Origin of the sequence: Gallionella capsiferriformans ES-2 (genome assembly GCF_000145255.1) — a bacterium.
In the GTDB taxonomy this organism is placed as follows: Bacteria; Pseudomonadota; Gammaproteobacteria; order Burkholderiales; family Gallionellaceae; genus Gallionella; species Gallionella capsiferriformans.
Window position 1 is genome coordinate 646352 of the sequence record NC_014394.1, and the last position, 17606, is coordinate 663957.

Here is a 17606-nt window from a genome sequence, read left to right on the forward strand (position 1 = left end):
TGTGGCAGGCCGATTTGCTCTGTTGTCGGTTAGAATGAGGCCTTCGCGCGATTCCGTTATTTTCCCCTGCCGATATCGAGATCTTATGACACAATTTTACGCTCTGGTTCCCGCCGCCGGTTTTGGCGCGCGCATGGGACATGAGTTACCCAAGCAATATCTGCCGCTGGCAGGTCATCCGATGATTTATCACGCGATCGCGACGCTGTGTGATTGCGCGGAAATCACGACCGTGTTTGTGGTGTTGTCGGTTCATGACACATTATTTGATGCCTGTGACTGGAGCCGGTTTGGCGATAAGCTGCAGCCTTTATATTGCGGCGGCGAAACACGTGCGGATACGGTGTTGAACGGACTTCTTGCGTCTGAACTGGAGCCGGATGACTGGGTGTTGGTGCACGATGCGGCGCGTCCTTGTCTTGCAAATGCGCATTTGACGAAGCTGATCAATGAATTAAAGGATGATCCGATAGGCGGCATACTGGCGGTGCCTGTCGCGGACACATTAAAACGCGCGAATGCTGCCGGACGCATACAGAATACTGAAAACCGCGAGCAGTTATGGCAGGCGCAGACGCCGCAGATGTTCCGCGCAGGTCTGCTGGCGCAAGCCTTGCAGCAATGCAAAGCCGTGACCGATGAGGCGTCGGCCATCGAGGCGCTGGGGCTGCATCCTAAGCTGGTTGCAGGCGATTCAACGAATTTTAAAGTGACCTATCCGCAGGATTTGAGGATGGCCGAATTGTTGCTTGGAGAGAAAAAATGAGGATAGGGCAGGGGTTTGACGTACATCAACTGGTTGAGGGGCGAGCGCTCATCATCGGCGGTGTCACCATCCCGTATGAAAAGGGTTTGCTAGGCCATTCGGATGCCGATGTCTTGTTGCATGCGATTTGCGATGCGCTGCTGGGTGCCGCAGCCTTGGGGGATATCGGACGGCACTTTTCCGATACCGATGCCAAATTCAAAAATATCGACAGCCGCATCCTGCTGCGTGAAACGCTGCATCTGGTGCGCGGGGCGGGATTCCGCGTCGGCAATGTGGATGCGACCATCATCGCGCAAAGCCCTAAGATGGCGCCGCATATATTTAAGATGGTCGAACACATCGCCGCTGACCTGCGCATCGAGAAGAGCGCCGTGAACGTGAAGGCTACCACCACCGAGAAACTAGGTTATACCGGACGCGGCGAAGGTATCGCCGCACAGGCGGTTGTCTTGCTGATTGCCGAGCAATGAAGATACTGGGACTGGACACTTCCACCGAATATTGTTCGGTAGCGCTCTGGCAGGCGGGGGCGGTCATTGAGCATTGCGAACTCGTCGGGCAGAAACATTCTGAATTGCTGATCGGGATGGTAAGTGCGTTGCTTCAGGATTCGGGACTGAGGATTGCGGATCTGGACGGTATCGCCTACGGTTCGGGGCCGGGTTCGTTTACCGGCGTGCGCATCGCGTGCGGGGCGACTCAAGGACTCGCGCTGGGGGCTGATTTGCCGGTATCCGGTATCTGCACCTTGCTGGCGCTGGCTGAAGCGTCGGGCCGGGATCGCGTGATTGCGGCGCTGGATGCGCGTATGGGCGAGATTTATTGTGCCGCCTATCAAAAGCTGGAGGGCGCATGGATGGTCGTTTTTGAGCCCTGTCTTTGTAAGCCTGATGTGGCGCCGGCAGTTGACGGTGCGGACTGGTTTGGCATGGGCAGCGGTTTTGCCGCGTTTTCGGAAGCATTGCAGGCGCGCTATGCAGGGCAGTTGAACGGTGTCGACGGGGCGGCCATTCCGCAAGCCGCGGCGATCGCAAAACTGGGTGCCGGGCAGTTTGCCGCAGGACTCGGTGCGGATGCCGCAGCCGCGCAGCCCTTTTACCTGCGTGATAAAGTGGCTTTGAAAACGGCTGAGCGGGAGCAATTAGCCCGCGCCTCGCGGATCGATAATTAGCCATGGAACTTGCATAGCGTCATGGGCTTGCTTCGTGATTGACTGTTCATTTAGCTGCGGGGTTGATAATCGCCAAGAATCGCTGAAAGTGGCGCTCCGGAATGTTAAATTTCATCGGTAAAATGCCGGTTGCATTGTAAACTGAGCGCCTGTATACGCATTTGAGGGGCTTCACGTCGCGTTAGACGCAGTCGCCAGTTTGCTCTGCTGTTTTATTTTTTTCTGTCGTATTCCCGTAATATATTGACCTTAGTGATTTAAATGAGAACGATGACTTTGGCGGATCTCGATGCCGTCCTGACCGTTGAGCAGGTCGTGCAGGCCTATCCGTGGACGCGTGGTAATTTCAGCGATGCACTGAGCTGCGGCTACCTGTGTTTTGTAGACGAGTTGGCGGGTGAAGTGCGCGGTTATGCGGTGCTGATGCCTGGGGTGGGGGAGGCTGAATTGCTGACGATCGGGGTCGCATTGGCGCATCAGCGCAAGGGATTGGGCAGATTGATGCTCGCCGAGTTGTTAAGGCTGGCAGCTGAGAAACAGTTGTCACGGGTTTTTCTTGAAGTGAGAGCGTCTAACAGGGCGGCGATTGCCCTGTATTTACGCGCAGGGTTCGCGCAAATTGGTTTGCGGCGCGGATATTACCGGAATGCGGCAGGCAGCGAGGATGCGTTAGTGATGGCATGCGACAATTTTTCAGGTGAAAAAAATGGATAGGCGCGAGGCGATGCTGCGCGAATTGAATCTGTACCCCGTGTGGGTGCGGCGTAATCCTGTGTCGACTGAGGGGGATGCGCCCGTTGCGAAAAGCGCGCTGAATGCGGTGCCGGTTGAACAGGCTGTACCGGTTGAACCCGCAGCGCGGGCAGCGTCCGTTGAACCCGTTGAGCAGGTGGCGTCAGTTGAGGCCGTTGAACCCGTTGAGCAGGTAACGTCAGTCGAGCCATCGTTCGTGTCTCATAGCGGGACGGCATCGCCGCTTAGTCAGGATGCCGGTAACGCAATCGAGGTTCAGGCGCCTGTCGTCGATCTATTTGCCAGCGATTTTCAATTCGCTGCGCCGGGCGAGGCCGCAGACAACTCGTTGCGCGAGTTTCAGCTCAAAAATTCCGGGGGGCTGTTAGGCACTACCGACTGGCCCGAACTTCAGCAAAAAGTACAGGGATGCACGGAATGTAAGTTGCGTGCTGAGTGTACGCAACCGGTCTTCGGGACGGGGGACCCGCATGCGCGCTGGCTGTTTGTCGGTGAGGCGCCAGGTGCCGAGGAAGATGAGCTTTGCGAGCCCTTTGTCGGAGCATCGGGGCGACTGCTGGACAATATGCTGTTGGCGATCGGTTTGCAGCGCAGCGAGGTTTATCTCGCCAATGTGATCAAGTGCAGGCCGCTTGATGACCGGCATCCGCATGTGGGCGAGATTGCCGCCTGTCTGCCGTATTTGAAGCGCCAGATCGGTTTGCTGCAGCCCGCGGTGATTGTTGCGTTGGGTAAGACGGCGGCCTCTGCGCTCCTGGATACGGATGCGACGATCGCCAGTTTGCGAGGGATCGTGCATGACTACAAAGGGATTCCTTTGGTGGTGACTTACCATCCTGCCTATTTATTGCGCAGTCCGCTGGAAAAGGCGCGCGCCTGGCAGGATTTATGTCTGGCGGTGCAAACGATGGACGGTTGTACTGGTTAGGTTTTGCCGGAATCCTGATCGTGGCCGTGCCGTTTATACAGCACGGTCATGATGCCAGAGAGCATCAGACCAAACACCAGAATAATGATGTAGATGGAAAACTGCAGCTTTTCCATCACGGCATACAGCGCCAGCATCGCGAAGATGCTCAGGTTTTCGTTGAAATTCTGCACGGCGATCGAGCTGCCTGCGCCCATCAGAAGGTGGCCGCGATGCTGTAGCAGCGCATTCATCGGTACCACAAAATAGCCGCCCATGGCGCCGATCACGATCAGCAGCAGGATGGCGAGCGTGCTGTCGGTGACCGGGATCATGAACAGGACGACGATACCCATTGCGATGCCGATCGGCAGTACTCTCACCGAATTTTCCAGTTTGACAAATTTAGCCGCCAGCACTGAACCGATCGCTATGCCGATCGCAACCCAGGCGGTGAGCTTGGCGGCAGTGGCGATGTCGTAGTGCAGGGCAACGGCAGCCCAGCCCAGCACGATCAGGCGCAAGGTCGCACCGGTTCCCCAGAACAGGGTGGTGACGGCGAGCGATACGCGGCCTAATGGATCTTTCCAGAGTAGTTTGAAGTTATGCCAGAACTCGGAGAGCAGGAAAATCGGATTGTGGCTCAGCGGTTTGTGATCGAGTGCGACGCGCGGGATATACAGATTGAAAAGGGCGGCTAAAAAGTAAATCAGCACGATCGCTGCGATGGCCAGTTCAGGCAAGGTGTCGATGCCGGTGTTGATGAACGGCACGTCCCACCATTGCAACAGGGTGCCGCCTATGCCCGGGCTGATCAATACGCCACCGACCACGGCACCCAGTACGATGGCCAGCACGGTCAGGCCTTCCATCCAGCTATTGGCCAGCACGAGTTTTTCAGGCGGCAGATATTCGGTGAGGATGCCGTATTTGGCAGGCGAGTAGGCTGCTGCGCCGAGGCCCACCAGTCCGTAGGCCAGCAGCGGATTGACGCCGAGCAGCATGGCGATGCAGCCCATTATTTTGATGTTGTTGCTGACAAACATCACGCGCCCTTTAGGCAGCGAGTCGGCAAACGCGCCGACGAAGGGTGCTAATACGATGTAGGAAAAAATGAAGGCTTCCTGCAGCACAGGCGTATGCCAGCTGGGGGAATGAAGGTCTTTGAGCAGTGCGATAGCGGCGAACAACAACGCATTGTCTGCCAGCGCTGACAGGAATTGCGCCGCGAGTATGATGTAGAAGCCGATATTCATTAAATCTGACGTATTTTTTATCAGGGGGTTTTATATCATGAAAGTATGCCCCCTGCTATCATTACATAATTCGAATACAGCCAAAACTTAAGATTCATGCCGCGTCCTATACAAGCACTCATCGATCAAAATGCGCTCGAAAACAATTTGCATGTCGCGCGCCGTGCGGCGTCATCACGCATCATGGCGGTTATCAAGGCCGATGGTTATGGGCACGGGCTGTTGCGCGTAGCCGAAGCGCTGGCGGCGGCAGAGGGTTTTGCGCTGCTCGACATACAGGACGCCGTGCGTTTGCGGGAAGCCGGCTATCGCCAGACGATATTGCTGCTCGAAGGTTTCTTTGATGCGGCCGATCTGGCGTTGATTGCCGCCTACGAGCTTACGACGGTGATACACAGCAACTGGCAGATTGCGTTGCTCGACGCCTATCCGGGGCGCGGCACGCTCGATGTGTGGCTCAAGGTGAACAGCGGCATGCACAGGCTGGGTTTCTCACCTGAAGGGGTGAACGCGGCGATGAAGTCTTTGCGTGCTCATGCCGCAGTGCGTGAAATCACGCTGATGAGTCACTTTTCTCATGCCGATGAGCCGCGCGGCGTTTCCTTACAACTGGCGCTGATCAACGAGATTGCCTCGGAATATCGGGTGGCGCGCAGTCTGGCTAATTCGGCCGCGCTGCTGCGCTATCCTGCGACGCATGGCGACTGGGTGCGCCCGGGGGTCATGCTATACGGCGCATCGCCGTTTGCCGACACCAGCGCGCAGCAATTGGGATTGAAGCCGGTCATGACGCTATCGAGTCGGATTATCGCCATTCAGAATTTACAGGCGGGTGACGAAGTCGGTTACGCAGGCGTGTTCCGTGCGGACAGGACGATGCGTATCGGTGTGGTCGCCTGCGGTTATGCGGACGGCTACCCGCGTCACGCGCCCAATGGTACGCCTGTGCTGGTCGACGGGCGCAAGACGCAGTTGCTCGGTCGCATTTCAATGGATATGCTGTGTGTCGATTTGACCGCCCTGCCGGACAGCGGGATGGGGGCGCAGGTGACGCTGTGGGGGCAGGGCTTGCCGGTTGAAACGGTTGCCGCTGCTGCGGGTACCATTAGTTATGAACTGATGTGTGGGCTGACGGCACGTGTGCCTGTCCGGCTGTAACGGGAGAGGGTATGAACGATAAATTTCAGCCGGTTAAAGCTGCCGATATTCCCCTGGGGATTCCGCTGGCCTGGTCAGTGTACGATAAACACGGTCACTTGTTGCTGCGCGAAGGGGTGATGGTTGAATCGCAGCGTCAGCTCGACGGTCTGATCGAAAATGGTCTGTTCCGTGAGCGCCGTAGTGTACATGTCGCCAGAAAAACCGCTGTCGCTGACCCTGATGAGGCGAAGTCAAAAAGTCCGGATAAGACGGAAGACTTGCTGTCGGTCAAGCTCGTCATTGGCGACACGATACAATTACAGGACTTTTCTTCGGACAAGCAGCGCTATTTTGTGAAACTGATCGGTTTTATGAATAAAAAAAGTGTGCTGGTCTCCCATCCCCGTCAGGATGAAAAATTGAGTTTCATCAAGGAAGGGCATGGATTCATGGTGCGCGGCTTTGCCGGTACCAAAACATTTGAATTCAGCAGCAATGTCATCAGCGTTTGTCTCACGCCCTATCCTTACCTGCATCTGGCATTTCCGCCTCAGGTTAAAACTACTTGCATGCGCAAAGCGGTGCGCATCAAACTCAAACTCGTGTGCTCGGTTGAGTCTCCTGCGCTTGGAGGTAAGCTGCCTGCCATTATTGAGGATATGAGTATTTCCGGCGCGCGCATTCAAGCGGCGAAATCATTCGGTCAGGTGGGAGACACGGTGTCAGTCAGTTTGCGTATGCAGGTCGCCGGCGAAACTCAGGTGTTTTTAGTGTCCTCGGTGATTCGCAACGTGCATGTTGAAAATGACAGTAAGAGCGGTGAGAGTATCGTGATGCACGGCATGGAGTTTGTTCAGACGCTGAGTGTGGATTTGACCTTGCTGCAAAATTTTATCTATAAATCGATGTTGGAGACTTAAAACTATGTTGGGCATTATTGGCGGCAGCGGTGTTTATCATATAGAAGGGCTGGAGAATTCGCGCTGGGTCAAGGTGGAATCCAGTTTTGGCGACCCTTCGGACGAGATTTTGCTCGCTGAGCTGGCCGGACAGCCCATCGCATTTTTGCCGCGCCACGGCAGAGGGCATCGTATTTCACCGTCGGATATCAACTTTCGCGCCAATATCGATGCGATGAAGCGTCTGGGGGTGACTGACATCATTTCGGTCAGTGCGGTAGGCTCGTTGCGCGAAGATCTGCCGCCCGGCACCTTCGTCATCGTCGATCAGTTCATCGACCGGACTTTTGCCCGCGAGAAGAGTTTTTTCGGCACGGGGCTGGTCGCGCATATTTCGATGGCGCACCCGGTCTGCAACCGTTTGGGCGATCATCTGTTTGCGGCAGCCGAGTCCTTGAATATACCGGTTGCGCGCGGTGGTACTTACTTGGTGATGGAGGGAATGCAGTTCTCCAGCCTTGCGGAGTCTGAACTGTATCGTTCGTGGCGTTGTGACGTGATCGGCATGACCAATATGCCGGAAGCGAAACTCGCGCGTGAGGCGGAAATTTGTTACGCGACGGTGGCGATGGTGACGGATTTCGATTGCTGGCATCCGGAACACGATAATGTGACGGTGGATGCCATCGTCAAAGTGCTGCTGGCTAACGCTGACAAGGCCCGCGCGCTGGTCAAGGCCGTTGCGCATCCTGTGCATGCGGATAGCTGTGCCGGCACATGCGCCTGTCGCAGCGCGCTGCAATATGCAATCCTGACCGCGCCTGAAGCGCGCGATGCCGCGATGCTCGAAAAACTCTCCGCTGTGGCGGGCCGTATCCTCAATCCTCAATCCTGAATTTATCATGCTCAAATCTCTCATCCGTACGGTTCCTCATTACCCTCATCAGGGCATCATGTTTCGCGACATCACCACCCTGCTCAAAGATCCGGCAGGCTTGCGTGACATGGTGGCCAGAATCGTTGCACGTTATCAGGATATGCAGATCGATGTTGTCGCTGGTATCGAGTCGCGCGGCTTTATCGTCGGCACGCCTGTCGCCTATGAGCTGAATCTGGGCTTCGTGCCGATCAGAAAACGCGGCAAATTGCCGTCCGAGACGGTCGGCCGCGACTATGAACTGGAATACGGCAGCGACCGCATCGAAATCCACGTTGATGCAATCAAACCGGGCGATCGCGTGTTGCTGGTGGACGACTTGATCGCAACCGGCGGCACGGCGGAGGCGGCCACCAAGCTGATCGAAGACATGGGCGGAATTGTCGTCGAATGCTGCTTTGTGATCGATCTGCCCGATATCGGCGGGCGTGCCAGGCTGGAGGGGCAGGGGCAGAAGGTATTCGCTTTGTGCGAGTTTGAAGGTGACTAAAGGCAGTCGTTAGCTGTTAGACGCAAGTGTGCGAAGCATGCGTGTTGCACGTCATCCCCTGTGCGCCGCCGAAGATAACCAGAAAATAAGCGGTGGGTTAGGCGAGCACTGTTCGAGTCCCGAGCATAGCGAGGTCGAGTTGCGCAGCCCCGATTTTTTCTGGTTATTAAGGGAACGCCAAAGGCGCGGCAAACCGGGGGCGATTTCTTTGGCATACCTTTCTGGGCAAGATCAGAAAGGTGTGCAGTTGCCGGTCTGCCACCGGCGATTTTGTTTCGTTCGTGATATGGGTGAGCAGTGTAATTTAATAATGCAGAGTACAAACCATGAAAATTAACAACATCCCTTATCGCACGATCTGGCCCACAGCTGACGGGGCGGTCGAGATCATCGATCAGACGCGCTTGCCGCATGAGTTCGTGACCGTTCGTCTCGAATCAATGCGCGACGCGGAATTCGCGATCCGTTCCATGCAGGTCAGAGGTGCGCCGCTGATCGGCGTGGCTGCAGCCTATGGCGTGGCGTTGTCGATGAAACACCATGCGACGGATGCGGCGCTAAAAGCCACCTGCGATATGCTGGCTAAGGCTCGGCCCACGGCGGTGAATCTATCCTGGGCGGTTGAGCGGATGCGCGCGCTGCTGTTGCCACTGCAAGCCTGCGAACGTGCGGATGCAGCTTGGCTGGAGGCGGGGCGCATTGCAGAACAGGACGTGAAGATCAACCAGGCCATCGGACGGCACGGGCGGGAACATATTCAGGTTATTCACCTGGAAAAGGGTGATACGGTAAACATCCTCACGCATTGCAATGCCGGCTGGCTGGCGACGGTGGACTGGGGTACGGCGCTGGCACCGGTCTATACCGCGTTCGAGGCAGGCATCCCGCTGCATGTGTGGGTGGACGAGACCCGTCCGCGCAATCAGGGTGCCAGCCTCACCGCTTGGGAGCTCGCGCAGCACGGCATTCCGCATACCGTTATTGTGGATAACGCAGGCGGCCATTTGATGCAGCACGGCCTGGTGGATATGGTCATCGTAGGATGCGATCGCGTCACGGCGCATGGTGATGTTTGCAACAAGATCGGCACGTACTTGAAGGCGCTGGCGGCATTTGACAACGGCGTGCCGTTCTATGTCGCGATGCCGATCTCCACGCTGGATTTGACTCTGCTGGACGGTGTGCTTGAAATTCCGATCGAGGAACGGGAGCAGGAAGAAGTGACGCATGTGTCCGGGCTTTGCGATGACGGTCAGGTGCGCCGTGTGCGTCTTACACCAGAAGGGTCTAAAGCTGCCAACTACGGATTCGATGTCACCCCGGCGCGTCTTGTCACAGGTCTGATTACCGAGCGCGGCGTGGTAGCAGCAAACACGGCGGCCATACTCGCCGCCTTAGCCGATTGAGGAATGGATATGAACGAACAACAACTACGCGGGGAGCTTGTGCGCACCACCCAAAAACTCGATGCGCTGGCGTTGAGTCACGGCACCTCAGGTAATCTCAGCGTGCGCTCGGGCGAGGGATTTTTAATCACCCCGTCCGGTTTCGGGGCGGAAGGGCTGACGGAAGAGGACATCGTGTTCGTGCATCTGTCGGGCGCATCGACGGGGCGCTGGCAGCCGTCCAGCGAATGGTTGTTTCATCGCGACATCTATGTAGAACGGCCCGAATTCGGCGCGATCGTTCACACCCATTCGAATGCGGCGACCACGCTCGCCTGTCTGCGGCGCGACATCCCGCCCTTTCATTACATGCTGGCGCTCTTGGGCGGCGACAGTCTGCGCTGCGCCACCTATGCGACTTTCGGCACCCAAGCGCTGTCGGATAACGCGTTACTCGCAATGAAAGAACGCAAAGCGTGTCTGCTGGCCAATCACGGCATGATTGCGGCGGGGAAAAATCTGGATGAGGCGTTCAAATATACCGTCGAAGTGGAGAACCTGAGCGAGCTTTACCTGCGCAGCTTAGCGGTCGGTGAGCCGGTGCTACTCACAGCGGATGAGTTTGCCGATGCCCAGCGGCAGTTTGTCGGCTACGGAAAACCCAAGGCGTAATGAATCCGCGCAGTTGCGACATCTTCTGCAACGTCATCGATAACTATGGCGACATCGGCGTGAGCTGGCGGCTGGCGTAGCGCATTAAGCGGTTGAATCATTGCGGCCTGTATCGGCGAATGGGTATACTGCAAACAATACCAAACGGAGGCATGAATGGGATACGCTGAACTAATTGAAACGCTCCAGAATCTGCCGCAAGATAAGCGTGCTGAAGTGTTCGACTTCGTTGAGTTTCTTGCCGCCAGGTCAAAAATGGCACGCAGCACGCAGCACGAACCTGAAGAATGGACAGATGGCGAGTTTGCACAGTTCGCTATGCGTCAGGCGTTGCGCGGCATGGAAAATGAGGATGTGAGCTACACGCGCGATGATCTCAAGGAGCGCTGGCAATGAAGCGTGCAGGACAGATCGTCCTCACGCCTTTTCCTTACACCGATTTGTCCGGGACAAAACTGCGTCCTGTTTTGCTGTTGCGCGAGGCATCAAATCGTTTTGACGATTGGCTGGTATGCATGGTTTCTTCGCAGTTGGAACAGGCTGAATCAGGCTTCGATGAAATTATTACGCCGAACGATACCGATTTTCCCGCCACCGGATTGAAAGCATCTAGCGTGTTGCGCTTATCAAGGCTGGCAGTATTGGATGGCGCATTGTTGATTGGCAGTATTGGCGCGATAGAAGACGCAAGGTTGTTACCGGTGCGCCAGCGTTTGGCAGATTGGATAGCAGGCCGTTCCGTGTGACGATTGCGCCAGCCAAACAAAGCGCTATGAAAACTAATCTTATGCCGCGTACTTGCGACATTTTCTGCAATGTCATCGACAACTACGGCGACATTGGCGTGAGCTGGCGGCTGGCGCGGCAGCTGGCGAAGGAGTTTGGCGTCACCGTTCAGTTGTGGGTCGACGATCTGGCAAGTTTCGCAAGGCTATGTCCGGATGCCGATGTTGCGCTGGATAGCCAGCACTGTCGCGGCGTGGAGATACGGCTGTGGCGCAACGCCTTTCCTGAGGTGTTGCCGGCAGCTTTGGTGATCGAAGCCTTTGGCTGCAAGATGCCGGCCACTTACCTTGCCGCAATGGCGCAGCAGGAGATGCCGCCTGTCTGGATCAACCTCGAATATCTCTCCGCTGAAGACTGGGTCGAAGGGTGTCATAAATTACCGTCCCCCAAGCCGCCGCTGACCCGCTATTTCTTTTTTCCGGGTTTTACGAAAAAGACCGGCGGTTTGTTGCTGGAGCGTGACCTTCTGGCGAGGCGCGATGCATTCTTAGGCGATACCTTACAACAGCAGGCATTCTGGCGCGCCATTGGCATAGAGGTGCCCGCCGCCGGTACGCTTAAAATTTCCCTGTTTTCGTATGAAAATGCCGCGCTGGCCGTCTTGTTCGATGCGTGGGCGACGGGTGCGCAAGCCGTATTGTGTCTGGTGCCGGAAGGGCGCATTTTGCCGCAGGTGGCGCATTACTTTGCTGAGGGGACGGGGGAGGTCACCAGTTATTCGCGCGGCAATCTCACCGTGTGCGTGTTGCCGTTCGTGGCACAGGAAAATTACGACGAGCTGCTGTGGGCGTGCGATATCAACTTTGTGCGGGGCGAGGATTCCTGCGTGCGGGCGCAGTGGGCGGGCAAGCCGTTTATCTGGCAGATCTATCCGCAGCATGATGCCGTGCACTGGCAGAAGTTGCAGGCCTTTCTCGACTTGTATACACGGCATCTGGCACCGGCCGCGCGTGAGTCTGTGCAGGGGCTGTGGAAAATGTGGAACGGCAGTCAGCCTGCGGGGGGTGAGTGGGAACGGTTTGCGGCGCAGCAGGGCGAGTTGAACTTATGTGCAATGGCGTGGGCGCGTGAATTATCACAAAACACTCTGGCATTGAATTTGCTGGCTTTTTTTCAGGAAATCGGTAGAATGCGCGCCTTCGAAATTGATGAGCAGTGAACATGAAAACAGCACAAGAACTACGCGCCGGCAACGTCATTATGGTCGGTCCAGATCCGATGGTCATCTTGAAGGCAGAATACAGCCGTTCCGGTCGTAACGGTTCGGTCGTCAAAATGAAGATGAAGAATCTGTTGACTGAGTCTGCTAAAGAAACCGTATTCGCAGCCGACGACAAGTTTGACCAGGTTATCCTTGATCGCAAGGAAGTCACTTACTCCTACTTCGCTGAGCCGATGTACGTATTCATGGATGAAGAATACAACCAGTACGAAATCGAAGCGGAATGCATGGGCGATGCGCTCAACTACGTCGAAGACGGCATGCCGTGTGAAGTGGTGTTCTACAACGACAAGGCGATTTCTGTTGAACTGCCAAACACCATCGTGCGCGAAATCATTTACACAGAACCCGCAGTACGTGGCGATACCTCAGGCAAGGTGATGAAGCCTGCCAAGATCAACGGTGGATTCGAGTTGCCTGTTGCGGCATTCGTTGAAATCGGCGACAAGATCGAAATCGATACACGCACCAACGAGTTTAAAAAGCGCGCTTAATCCCCCGCTTGTGTTTTAGTCCGCTGCCCGGCCGAGAAATCGTCCGGGCAGTTTGCTTTTATATGGCGTAGAATTATCGATCTCATGCCACGCATGCGAAAAATGCTGCCGTGACCAACTCATTGTTTGGAAAACCAATGAATGCTGAACAGGGGTATTTGAAAAGGAAGTATCGCTGCGCCTCCAGTGCGCGGCCTTCTGTTGATCAGCTCACCAAAAATACCTATGCGATGGTGTTAGCGGGTGGTCAGGATTGTCGATTGCAACAACTCACCGAATGCTGTGCCAAGGCTGCCGTGCCCTTCGGCGGAAAATTCCGCATCATCGATTTTGTGCTATCCAACTGCATGAATTCCGGCATTCGTCACATTGGCGTCGCGACGCAATACCGTTCGCAAAATCTCATTCAGCATATCAAGCGCGGCTGGTCATTTTTAAACGGACACTTCAGCGAATTTGTCGATTTGCTGCCCGCCCAGCAGCGCGTTAGTGCGGGACACGGCTACCGGGGTACCGCGGATGTCTTGTATCAAAATCTCGATATTTTGCGCGCTCACACGCCTGAGTTTGTGCTGATTTTGTCCGGTGATCATGTCTATAAAATGGATTACGGCAAACTGCTGGCTTTTCATGTTACAAACCGTGCCGATATGACGATGGCCTGCGTCGAAGTGCCGGTCAGTGGTGCGTCAGCCTACGGCGTGCTCAGCGTGGATGAAAACTCACGGGTGGTGGCGTTTTCTGAAAAGCCTTCCAGACCCGCTGAGCTGCCGGATAATCCAGGCAGTTCACTGGTAAATATGGGGATCTATATCTTCAATAGCCGATTTTTGTTTGATCACCTGTTGCGTGACGGCGAAGATCTGCATTCCTGCCATGACTTCGGGAAAAATCTGATCCCGCACATGGTTAAAAATCATGCGGTGTTCGCGCAGAACTTTAAGCACAGTTGTATGGGGAAAAGCGCCGAGCCTTATTGGCGCGATATCGGCTCTATCGATGCGTATTGGGCAGCCAATATCGCATTGACCAATGTCACTCCGGATTTGAATATCTACGACAGACTCTGGCCGATCTGGACACGGCATGAGCAATCGCCGCCGGCCAAGTTCGTGTTTGACGATGACGGGATGCGCGGGATGGCGATTGACTCGCTGGTGTCGGGTGGTTGTATTGTTAGCGGGTCGCTGGTGCGCCGCTCGCTGCTGTTTTACGACGTGCGAGTGGATTGCTATAGCCGCATCGAAGATTCGGTGTTGCTGCCCAACGTGGATATCGGGCGTCACGTCGTCTTGAAAAAGGTGATTGTGGAAAAAAACTGCTGCATTCCCGATGGATTTTCGGCCGGTGTCGATCCGGAGGAGGATCGCCGGTATTTTTATGTCAGCCCGGGCGGCGTGACGTTGGTCACGGCTGCTGCACTGGAAAAAATGGCCGAATGGCGTGCTTAACTGCTTATTGCGTGACTTTGCCGCGTAAAGTTTTGATCTCGCCGCGCCGTGTTTTTCCTTCGAGGCGTTTCTTCTTTGAACTTCGGGTGGGTTTGGTCGGCGTGCGTTTTCTGGCCGAAATCCCCGCACTGATGATCAGCGCCTGCAGCCGCTCCATCGCATCGGCACGGTTCTTGTCCTGAGAGCGAAAGCGTTGCGCCTTGAGGATAATCACATCGTCGTTGCTGATGCGCCGGTCGGCTAGCTGTCTTAATTTTTCCTTGTACTCTTCAGGAAGGGAAGACGCATTGATGTCAAAGCGCAGGTGGATGGCGCTGGATACCTTATTGACGTTCTGCCCGCCCGCGCCCTGAGCCCTGATTGCATTGAGCTCGATCTCGGTGTCCGGGATTTCGATCCGGGCGCTTATCTGCATGCGGCCAGTACGGGCTTCAAATACACGCCTGTTACGCTTTTCTTGTTTTTGGCGATGTCCTGCGGTGATCCCTGGGCGATGATCTGACCGCCGCCACTGCCGCCTTCGGGACCTAAATCAATCACCCAGTCGGCCGTCTTGATGACATCCAGATTGTGCTCGATGACAACCAGCGTGTTGCCCTGATCGCGCAGCTTGTGTATCACGCGCAACAGCAGTGCGATGTCGTGAAAATGCAGGCCGGTGGTGGGTTCATCCAGAATATACAAGGTGCGACCGGTATCGCGTTTGGATAATTCCAGCGACAGTTTGACGCGCTGCGCTTCCCCGCCTGACAGTGTCGTAGCCGATTGACCCAGCGTGATATAGCCTAAGCCGACATCGAGCAGCGTCTGGAGTTTGCGCGCAATGACAGGGACCGCCTTGAAAAACTCATGCGCAGTTTCGACGGTCATCTGCAGGATCTGCTGGATGTTTTTACCCTTATATTGAATTTCCAGCGTCTCGCGGTTATAGCGCTGCCCGTGGCATACATCGCACGGCACATAAATGTCCGGCATGAAGTGCATTTCGACCTTGATGACGCCATCGCCCTGACAGGATTCACATCTGCCGCCTTTAACGTTGAACGAGAAGCGCCCCGGTCCATAGCCGCGTTCGCGCGAAGAAGGTACACCCGCGAACAGATCGCGGATCGGTGTAAACAGTCCGGTATAGGTGGCAGGATTCGAGCGCGGTGTGCGCCCGATGGGGCTTTGATCGACGTTGATCACCTTGTCGAAAAATTCCAGCCCGGAAATTTCGGCAAACGGGGCAGGCTCGGTGTTGCTGCGATACAGATGCTGCGAGATGGCAGGATACAGCGTGTCGTTGATCAGCGTGGACTTTCCGGAACCTGACACGCCGGTGACGCAGACGAGCAATCCTACCGGCAGATTCAGCGTGATGTTTTTCAGGTTGTGGCCCGATGCGCCCACGATGCGCAGCATGCGCTCGGGATCGGGTGCGAGGCGTTTGGAGGGCATCGGGATTTGCCGGCGGCCGGTCAGATAGTCACCGGTGAGCGATTCGGCATTGTTGCAAATCTCTGCCGGCGTGCCTTGGGCGACGATCATGCCGCCGTGTTCACCGGCCCCCGGCCCCATATCCACCACGTAGTCGGCATGGCGGATCGCGTCCTCGTCGTGTTCGACCACGATCACGCTGTTGCCCATGTCGCGCAGCTTATACAGGGTGGTCAGCAGGCGGTCGTTGTCCCGTTGATGCAAGCCGATTGAGGGTTCGTCCAGTACATACATCACGCCCGTTAAGCCTGAGCCGATTTGCGATGCGAGCCGGATGCGCTGCGCCTCGCCCCCTGAAAGGGTTTCGGCTGAGCGCTCCAGCGTCAGATAATTGAGCCCGACGTTGTTCAAAAAGGTCAGGCGGGATGCGATCTCATGCACGATCTTCTCGGCAATGGCGAGTTTTTGTCCGCTCAGTTTGAGCGTCTGAAAAAAATGCAGCGAGTCGCTCAGCGGCAGCGCACTGATTTCGTACAGATTCTTGTCCAGAAAGCGCACATGGCGCGCTTCCAGACGCAAGCGGGTGCCGTTGCATTCCGTACAGGTGCAACTGTTCAGATATTTGGACAGCTCTTCCCGGACCGTGGGAGAGTCGGTTTCCTTATAGCGGCGCTCCAGATTATTCACGACGCCCTCAAAGGCGTGTTCGCGCAACATGGGGCGACCGCGTTCGTTGGTGTACTGGAAGGCGATCTCAACTTTTCCGCTGCCGTACAGCACGGCCTGCTGAATGTGATCGGGCAGGCTTTCGAAAGACTGTTCCAGATCGAAGTCGTAATGGCGCGCGAGCCCGGAGAGCAGCTGGTAGTAGAACTGGTTGCGTCTGTCCCAGCCTTTGATTGCGCCTGAACTCAGCGACAACGAGGGGAGGGTGACGATGCGCTTGGGGTCAAAGAAACTGATGACGCCTAAGCCATCGCATTTGGGGCAGGCACCCATCGGGTTGTTGAACGAGAATAAGCGCGGTTCGAGTTCAGGCAGCGAATAATTGCAGATCGGGCAGGCGAATTTCGCCGAAAACAGATGTTCGGTGCCGCTATCCATTTCAACGGCGACCGCACGCCCGTCCGCATGGCGCAGCGCGGTCTCGAACGACTCGGCCAGACGCTGCTTGGACTCGACGTTTACTTTCAGTCTGTCGACCACGATTTCGACGGTGTGCTTCTTGGTTTTCTGCAAGGCGGGCAGCGCGTCGATTTCGTACACCGTGCCGTTGATGCGTAGCTTGGTAAACCCCTGAGCGCGCAGTTCGTCGAACATGTCCAGCTGCTCGCCCTTGCGATCGACCACCAGCGGCGAGAGGATCATGACACGGGTGCCTTCGGGCAGTTCCAGCACGTGATCGACCATCTGGCCGACACTTTGCGACTGCAATACCAGATCATGCTGCGGGCAATACGGATCGCCCGCACGCGCGAACAGCAGGCGCAGATAATCGTGGATTTCGGTGACGGTGCCGACCGTTGAGCGCGGATTGTGCGAGGTGGCTTTTTGCTCGATCGCAATCGCGGGCGACAAACCTTCGATCAGGTCGACATCGGGCTTTTCCATCAGCTGCAAGAACTGGCGCGCATAGGCGGACAGCGATTCCACGTAGCGGCGTTGTCCTTCTGCATACAGGGTATCGAATGCCAGCGATGATTTGCCCGAGCCCGACAGGCCTGTGATCACCACCAGTTTGTGGCGAGGCAGGTCGATGTCGATGTTTTTCAGGTTGTGGGTGCGAGCGCCGCGTATCTTGATGCTTTCCATGATGGTCGGAATGTGTGGAGTTGACCTGTCAATATACGCGATT

Annotated in this window: 20 protein-coding genes; 17 read left to right on the forward strand and 3 right to left on the reverse strand. The window is 56.0% G+C overall.

From position 1 onward, the window contains the following. Positions 1–85: 85 nt before the first annotated feature. The 5 genes from ispD to GALF_RS03095 all read left to right on the forward strand — a co-directional run bounded on the left by ispD (position 86) and on the right by GALF_RS03095 (position 3621). Positions 86–766 (forward strand): 2-C-methyl-D-erythritol 4-phosphate cytidylyltransferase, encoded by a 681-nt coding sequence (gene ispD, locus GALF_RS03075; protein WP_013292592.1) that lies wholly within the window; start codon positions 86–88, stop codon positions 764–766. Next, on the forward strand, positions 763–1239 hold the full coding sequence (gene ispF, locus GALF_RS03080; RefSeq protein WP_013292593.1) for a 2-C-methyl-D-erythritol 2,4-cyclodiphosphate synthase: 477 nt from the start codon (positions 763–765) through the stop codon (positions 1237–1239). Before ispD ends, ispF begins: the two co-directional genes overlap by 4 nt. Then, positions 1236–1940: a tRNA (adenosine(37)-N6)-threonylcarbamoyltransferase complex dimerization subunit type 1 TsaB gene (gene tsaB, locus GALF_RS03085; protein ID WP_013292594.1), complete on the forward strand. Its 705-nt coding sequence runs from the start codon at positions 1236–1238 to the stop codon at positions 1938–1940. The genes ispF and tsaB overlap by 4 nt, the downstream gene beginning before the upstream one ends. Positions 1941–2201: 261 nt before the next feature. Next, a complete protein-coding gene (rimI, locus tag GALF_RS03090) occupies positions 2202–2654 on the forward strand; it encodes a ribosomal protein S18-alanine N-acetyltransferase (RefSeq protein ID WP_013292595.1) in 453 nt (150 codons plus the stop codon). Further along, a complete protein-coding gene (locus GALF_RS03095) occupies positions 2647–3621 on the forward strand; it encodes a uracil-DNA glycosylase (RefSeq protein WP_013292596.1) in 975 nt (324 codons plus the stop codon). Before rimI ends, GALF_RS03095 begins: the two co-directional genes overlap by 8 nt. Here GALF_RS03095 and lplT read toward each other — a convergent pair. Then, on the reverse strand, positions 3618–4856 hold the full coding sequence (gene lplT / locus GALF_RS03100; RefSeq protein WP_013292597.1) for a lysophospholipid transporter LplT: 1239 nt from the start codon (positions 4854–4856) through the stop codon (positions 3618–3620). The two genes, GALF_RS03095 and lplT, sit on opposite strands and share 4 nt — an antisense overlap. A gap of 96 nt (positions 4857–4952) precedes the next feature. Between lplT and alr the strand changes: the two genes are divergently transcribed. The 12 genes from alr (at position 4953) to glgC (ending at position 14332) form a co-directional block, all read left to right on the forward strand. Further along, positions 4953–6014 (forward strand): alanine racemase, encoded by a 1062-nt coding sequence (gene alr / locus GALF_RS03105; protein WP_013292598.1) that lies wholly within the window; start codon positions 4953–4955, stop codon positions 6012–6014. A gap of 11 nt (positions 6015–6025) precedes the next feature. Next, positions 6026–6916 (forward strand): flagellar brake protein, encoded by an 891-nt coding sequence (locus GALF_RS03110; protein ID WP_013292599.1) that lies wholly within the window; start codon positions 6026–6028, stop codon positions 6914–6916. 4 nt (positions 6917–6920) lie between these two features. Next, entirely contained in the window at positions 6921–7790 is an 870-nt protein-coding gene (locus tag GALF_RS03115) for an S-methyl-5'-thioadenosine phosphorylase (RefSeq protein ID WP_013292600.1), read from the forward strand. A 4-nt stretch (positions 7791–7794) separates the two neighbouring features. Continuing rightward, entirely contained in the window at positions 7795–8322 is a 528-nt protein-coding gene (locus tag GALF_RS03120; protein ID WP_041938210.1) for an adenine phosphoribosyltransferase, read from the forward strand. Between the two features lie 326 nt (positions 8323–8648). Next, positions 8649–9728, forward strand: a complete 1080-nt coding sequence (mtnA, locus tag GALF_RS03125; protein WP_013292602.1) for an S-methyl-5-thioribose-1-phosphate isomerase — start codon at positions 8649–8651, stop codon at positions 9726–9728. Between the two features lie 9 nt (positions 9729–9737). Then, positions 9738–10379 (forward strand): class II aldolase/adducin family protein, encoded by a 642-nt coding sequence (locus GALF_RS03130; RefSeq protein WP_013292603.1) that lies wholly within the window; start codon positions 9738–9740, stop codon positions 10377–10379. Next, positions 10379–10459 (forward strand): elongation factor P maturation arginine rhamnosyltransferase EarP, encoded by an 81-nt coding sequence (earP, locus tag GALF_RS15450; protein WP_223293744.1) that lies wholly within the window; start codon positions 10379–10381, stop codon positions 10457–10459. The genes GALF_RS03130 and earP (GALF_RS15450) overlap by 1 nt, the downstream gene beginning before the upstream one ends. Before the next feature lie 76 nt (positions 10460–10535). After that, on the forward strand, positions 10536–10775 hold the full coding sequence (locus GALF_RS03135) for a DUF2281 domain-containing protein (RefSeq protein ID WP_013292604.1): 240 nt from the start codon (positions 10536–10538) through the stop codon (positions 10773–10775). Beyond that, entirely contained in the window at positions 10772–11125 is a 354-nt protein-coding gene (locus tag GALF_RS03140) for a type II toxin-antitoxin system PemK/MazF family toxin (protein WP_013292605.1), read from the forward strand. Before GALF_RS03135 ends, GALF_RS03140 begins: the two co-directional genes overlap by 4 nt. A gap of 26 nt (positions 11126–11151) precedes the next feature. Beyond that, positions 11152–12324, forward strand: a complete 1173-nt coding sequence (earP, locus tag GALF_RS14775; protein ID WP_223293723.1) for an elongation factor P maturation arginine rhamnosyltransferase EarP — start codon at positions 11152–11154, stop codon at positions 12322–12324. A 2-nt stretch (positions 12325–12326) separates the two neighbouring features. Further along, entirely contained in the window at positions 12327–12881 is a 555-nt protein-coding gene (gene efp / locus GALF_RS03150; RefSeq protein ID WP_013292607.1) for an elongation factor P, read from the forward strand. Between the two features lie 137 nt (positions 12882–13018). Then, positions 13019–14332 (forward strand): glucose-1-phosphate adenylyltransferase, encoded by a 1314-nt coding sequence (gene glgC / locus GALF_RS03155; protein WP_013292608.1) that lies wholly within the window; start codon positions 13019–13021, stop codon positions 14330–14332. Between the two features lie 4 nt (positions 14333–14336). Here the strand turns inward: glgC and arfB are convergent, their stop codons facing one another. Both arfB and uvrA read right to left on the reverse strand, forming a co-directional pair. After that, positions 14337–14747, reverse strand: a complete 411-nt coding sequence (arfB, locus tag GALF_RS03160; protein ID WP_013292609.1) for an alternative ribosome rescue aminoacyl-tRNA hydrolase ArfB — start codon at positions 14745–14747, stop codon at positions 14337–14339. Next, complete coding sequence (uvrA, locus tag GALF_RS03165) at positions 14738–17563, reverse strand: excinuclease ABC subunit UvrA (RefSeq protein WP_013292610.1); 2826 nt, start codon at positions 17561–17563, stop codon at positions 14738–14740. Before uvrA ends, arfB begins: the two co-directional genes overlap by 10 nt. Positions 17564–17606: the final 43 nt, after the last annotated feature.

Excerpts from the sequence above, each read along its gene's own strand:
- ispD (WP_013292592.1), top strand. The coding sequence starts at position 86 with ATGACACAATTTTACGCTCTGGTTCCCGCCGCCGGTTTTGGCGCGCGC.
- ispF (WP_013292593.1), top strand. The coding sequence starts at position 763 with ATGAGGATAGGGCAGGGGTTTGACGTACATCAACTGGTTGAGGGGCGA.
- tsaB (WP_013292594.1), top strand. The coding sequence starts at position 1,236 with ATGAAGATACTGGGACTGGACACTTCCACCGAATATTGTTCGGTAGCG.
- rimI (WP_013292595.1), top strand. The coding sequence starts at position 2,202 with ATGAGAACGATGACTTTGGCGGATCTCGATGCCGTCCTGACCGTTGAG.
- GALF_RS03095 (WP_013292596.1), top strand. The coding sequence starts at position 2,647 with ATGGATAGGCGCGAGGCGATGCTGCGCGAATTGAATCTGTACCCCGTG.
- lplT (WP_013292597.1), bottom strand. The coding sequence starts at position 4,856 with ATGAATATCGGCTTCTACATCATACTCGCGGCGCAATTCCTGTCAGCG.
- alr (WP_013292598.1), top strand. The coding sequence starts at position 4,953 with ATGCCGCGTCCTATACAAGCACTCATCGATCAAAATGCGCTCGAAAAC.
- GALF_RS03110 (WP_013292599.1), top strand. The coding sequence starts at position 6,026 with ATGAACGATAAATTTCAGCCGGTTAAAGCTGCCGATATTCCCCTGGGG.
- GALF_RS03115 (WP_013292600.1), top strand. The coding sequence starts at position 6,921 with ATGTTGGGCATTATTGGCGGCAGCGGTGTTTATCATATAGAAGGGCTG.
- mtnA (WP_013292602.1), top strand. The coding sequence starts at position 8,649 with ATGAAAATTAACAACATCCCTTATCGCACGATCTGGCCCACAGCTGAC.
- GALF_RS03130 (WP_013292603.1), top strand. The coding sequence starts at position 9,738 with ATGAACGAACAACAACTACGCGGGGAGCTTGTGCGCACCACCCAAAAA.
- earP (WP_223293744.1), top strand. The coding sequence starts at position 10,379 with ATGAATCCGCGCAGTTGCGACATCTTCTGCAACGTCATCGATAACTAT.
- GALF_RS03135 (WP_013292604.1), top strand. The coding sequence starts at position 10,536 with ATGGGATACGCTGAACTAATTGAAACGCTCCAGAATCTGCCGCAAGAT.
- GALF_RS03140 (WP_013292605.1), top strand. The coding sequence starts at position 10,772 with ATGAAGCGTGCAGGACAGATCGTCCTCACGCCTTTTCCTTACACCGAT.
- earP (WP_223293723.1), top strand. The coding sequence starts at position 11,152 with ATGAAAACTAATCTTATGCCGCGTACTTGCGACATTTTCTGCAATGTC.
- efp (WP_013292607.1), top strand. The coding sequence starts at position 12,327 with ATGAAAACAGCACAAGAACTACGCGCCGGCAACGTCATTATGGTCGGT.
- glgC (WP_013292608.1), top strand. The coding sequence starts at position 13,019 with ATGAATGCTGAACAGGGGTATTTGAAAAGGAAGTATCGCTGCGCCTCC.
- arfB (WP_013292609.1), bottom strand. The coding sequence starts at position 14,747 with ATGCAGATAAGCGCCCGGATCGAAATCCCGGACACCGAGATCGAGCTC.
- uvrA (WP_013292610.1), bottom strand. The coding sequence starts at position 17,563 with ATGGAAAGCATCAAGATACGCGGCGCTCGCACCCACAACCTGAAAAAC.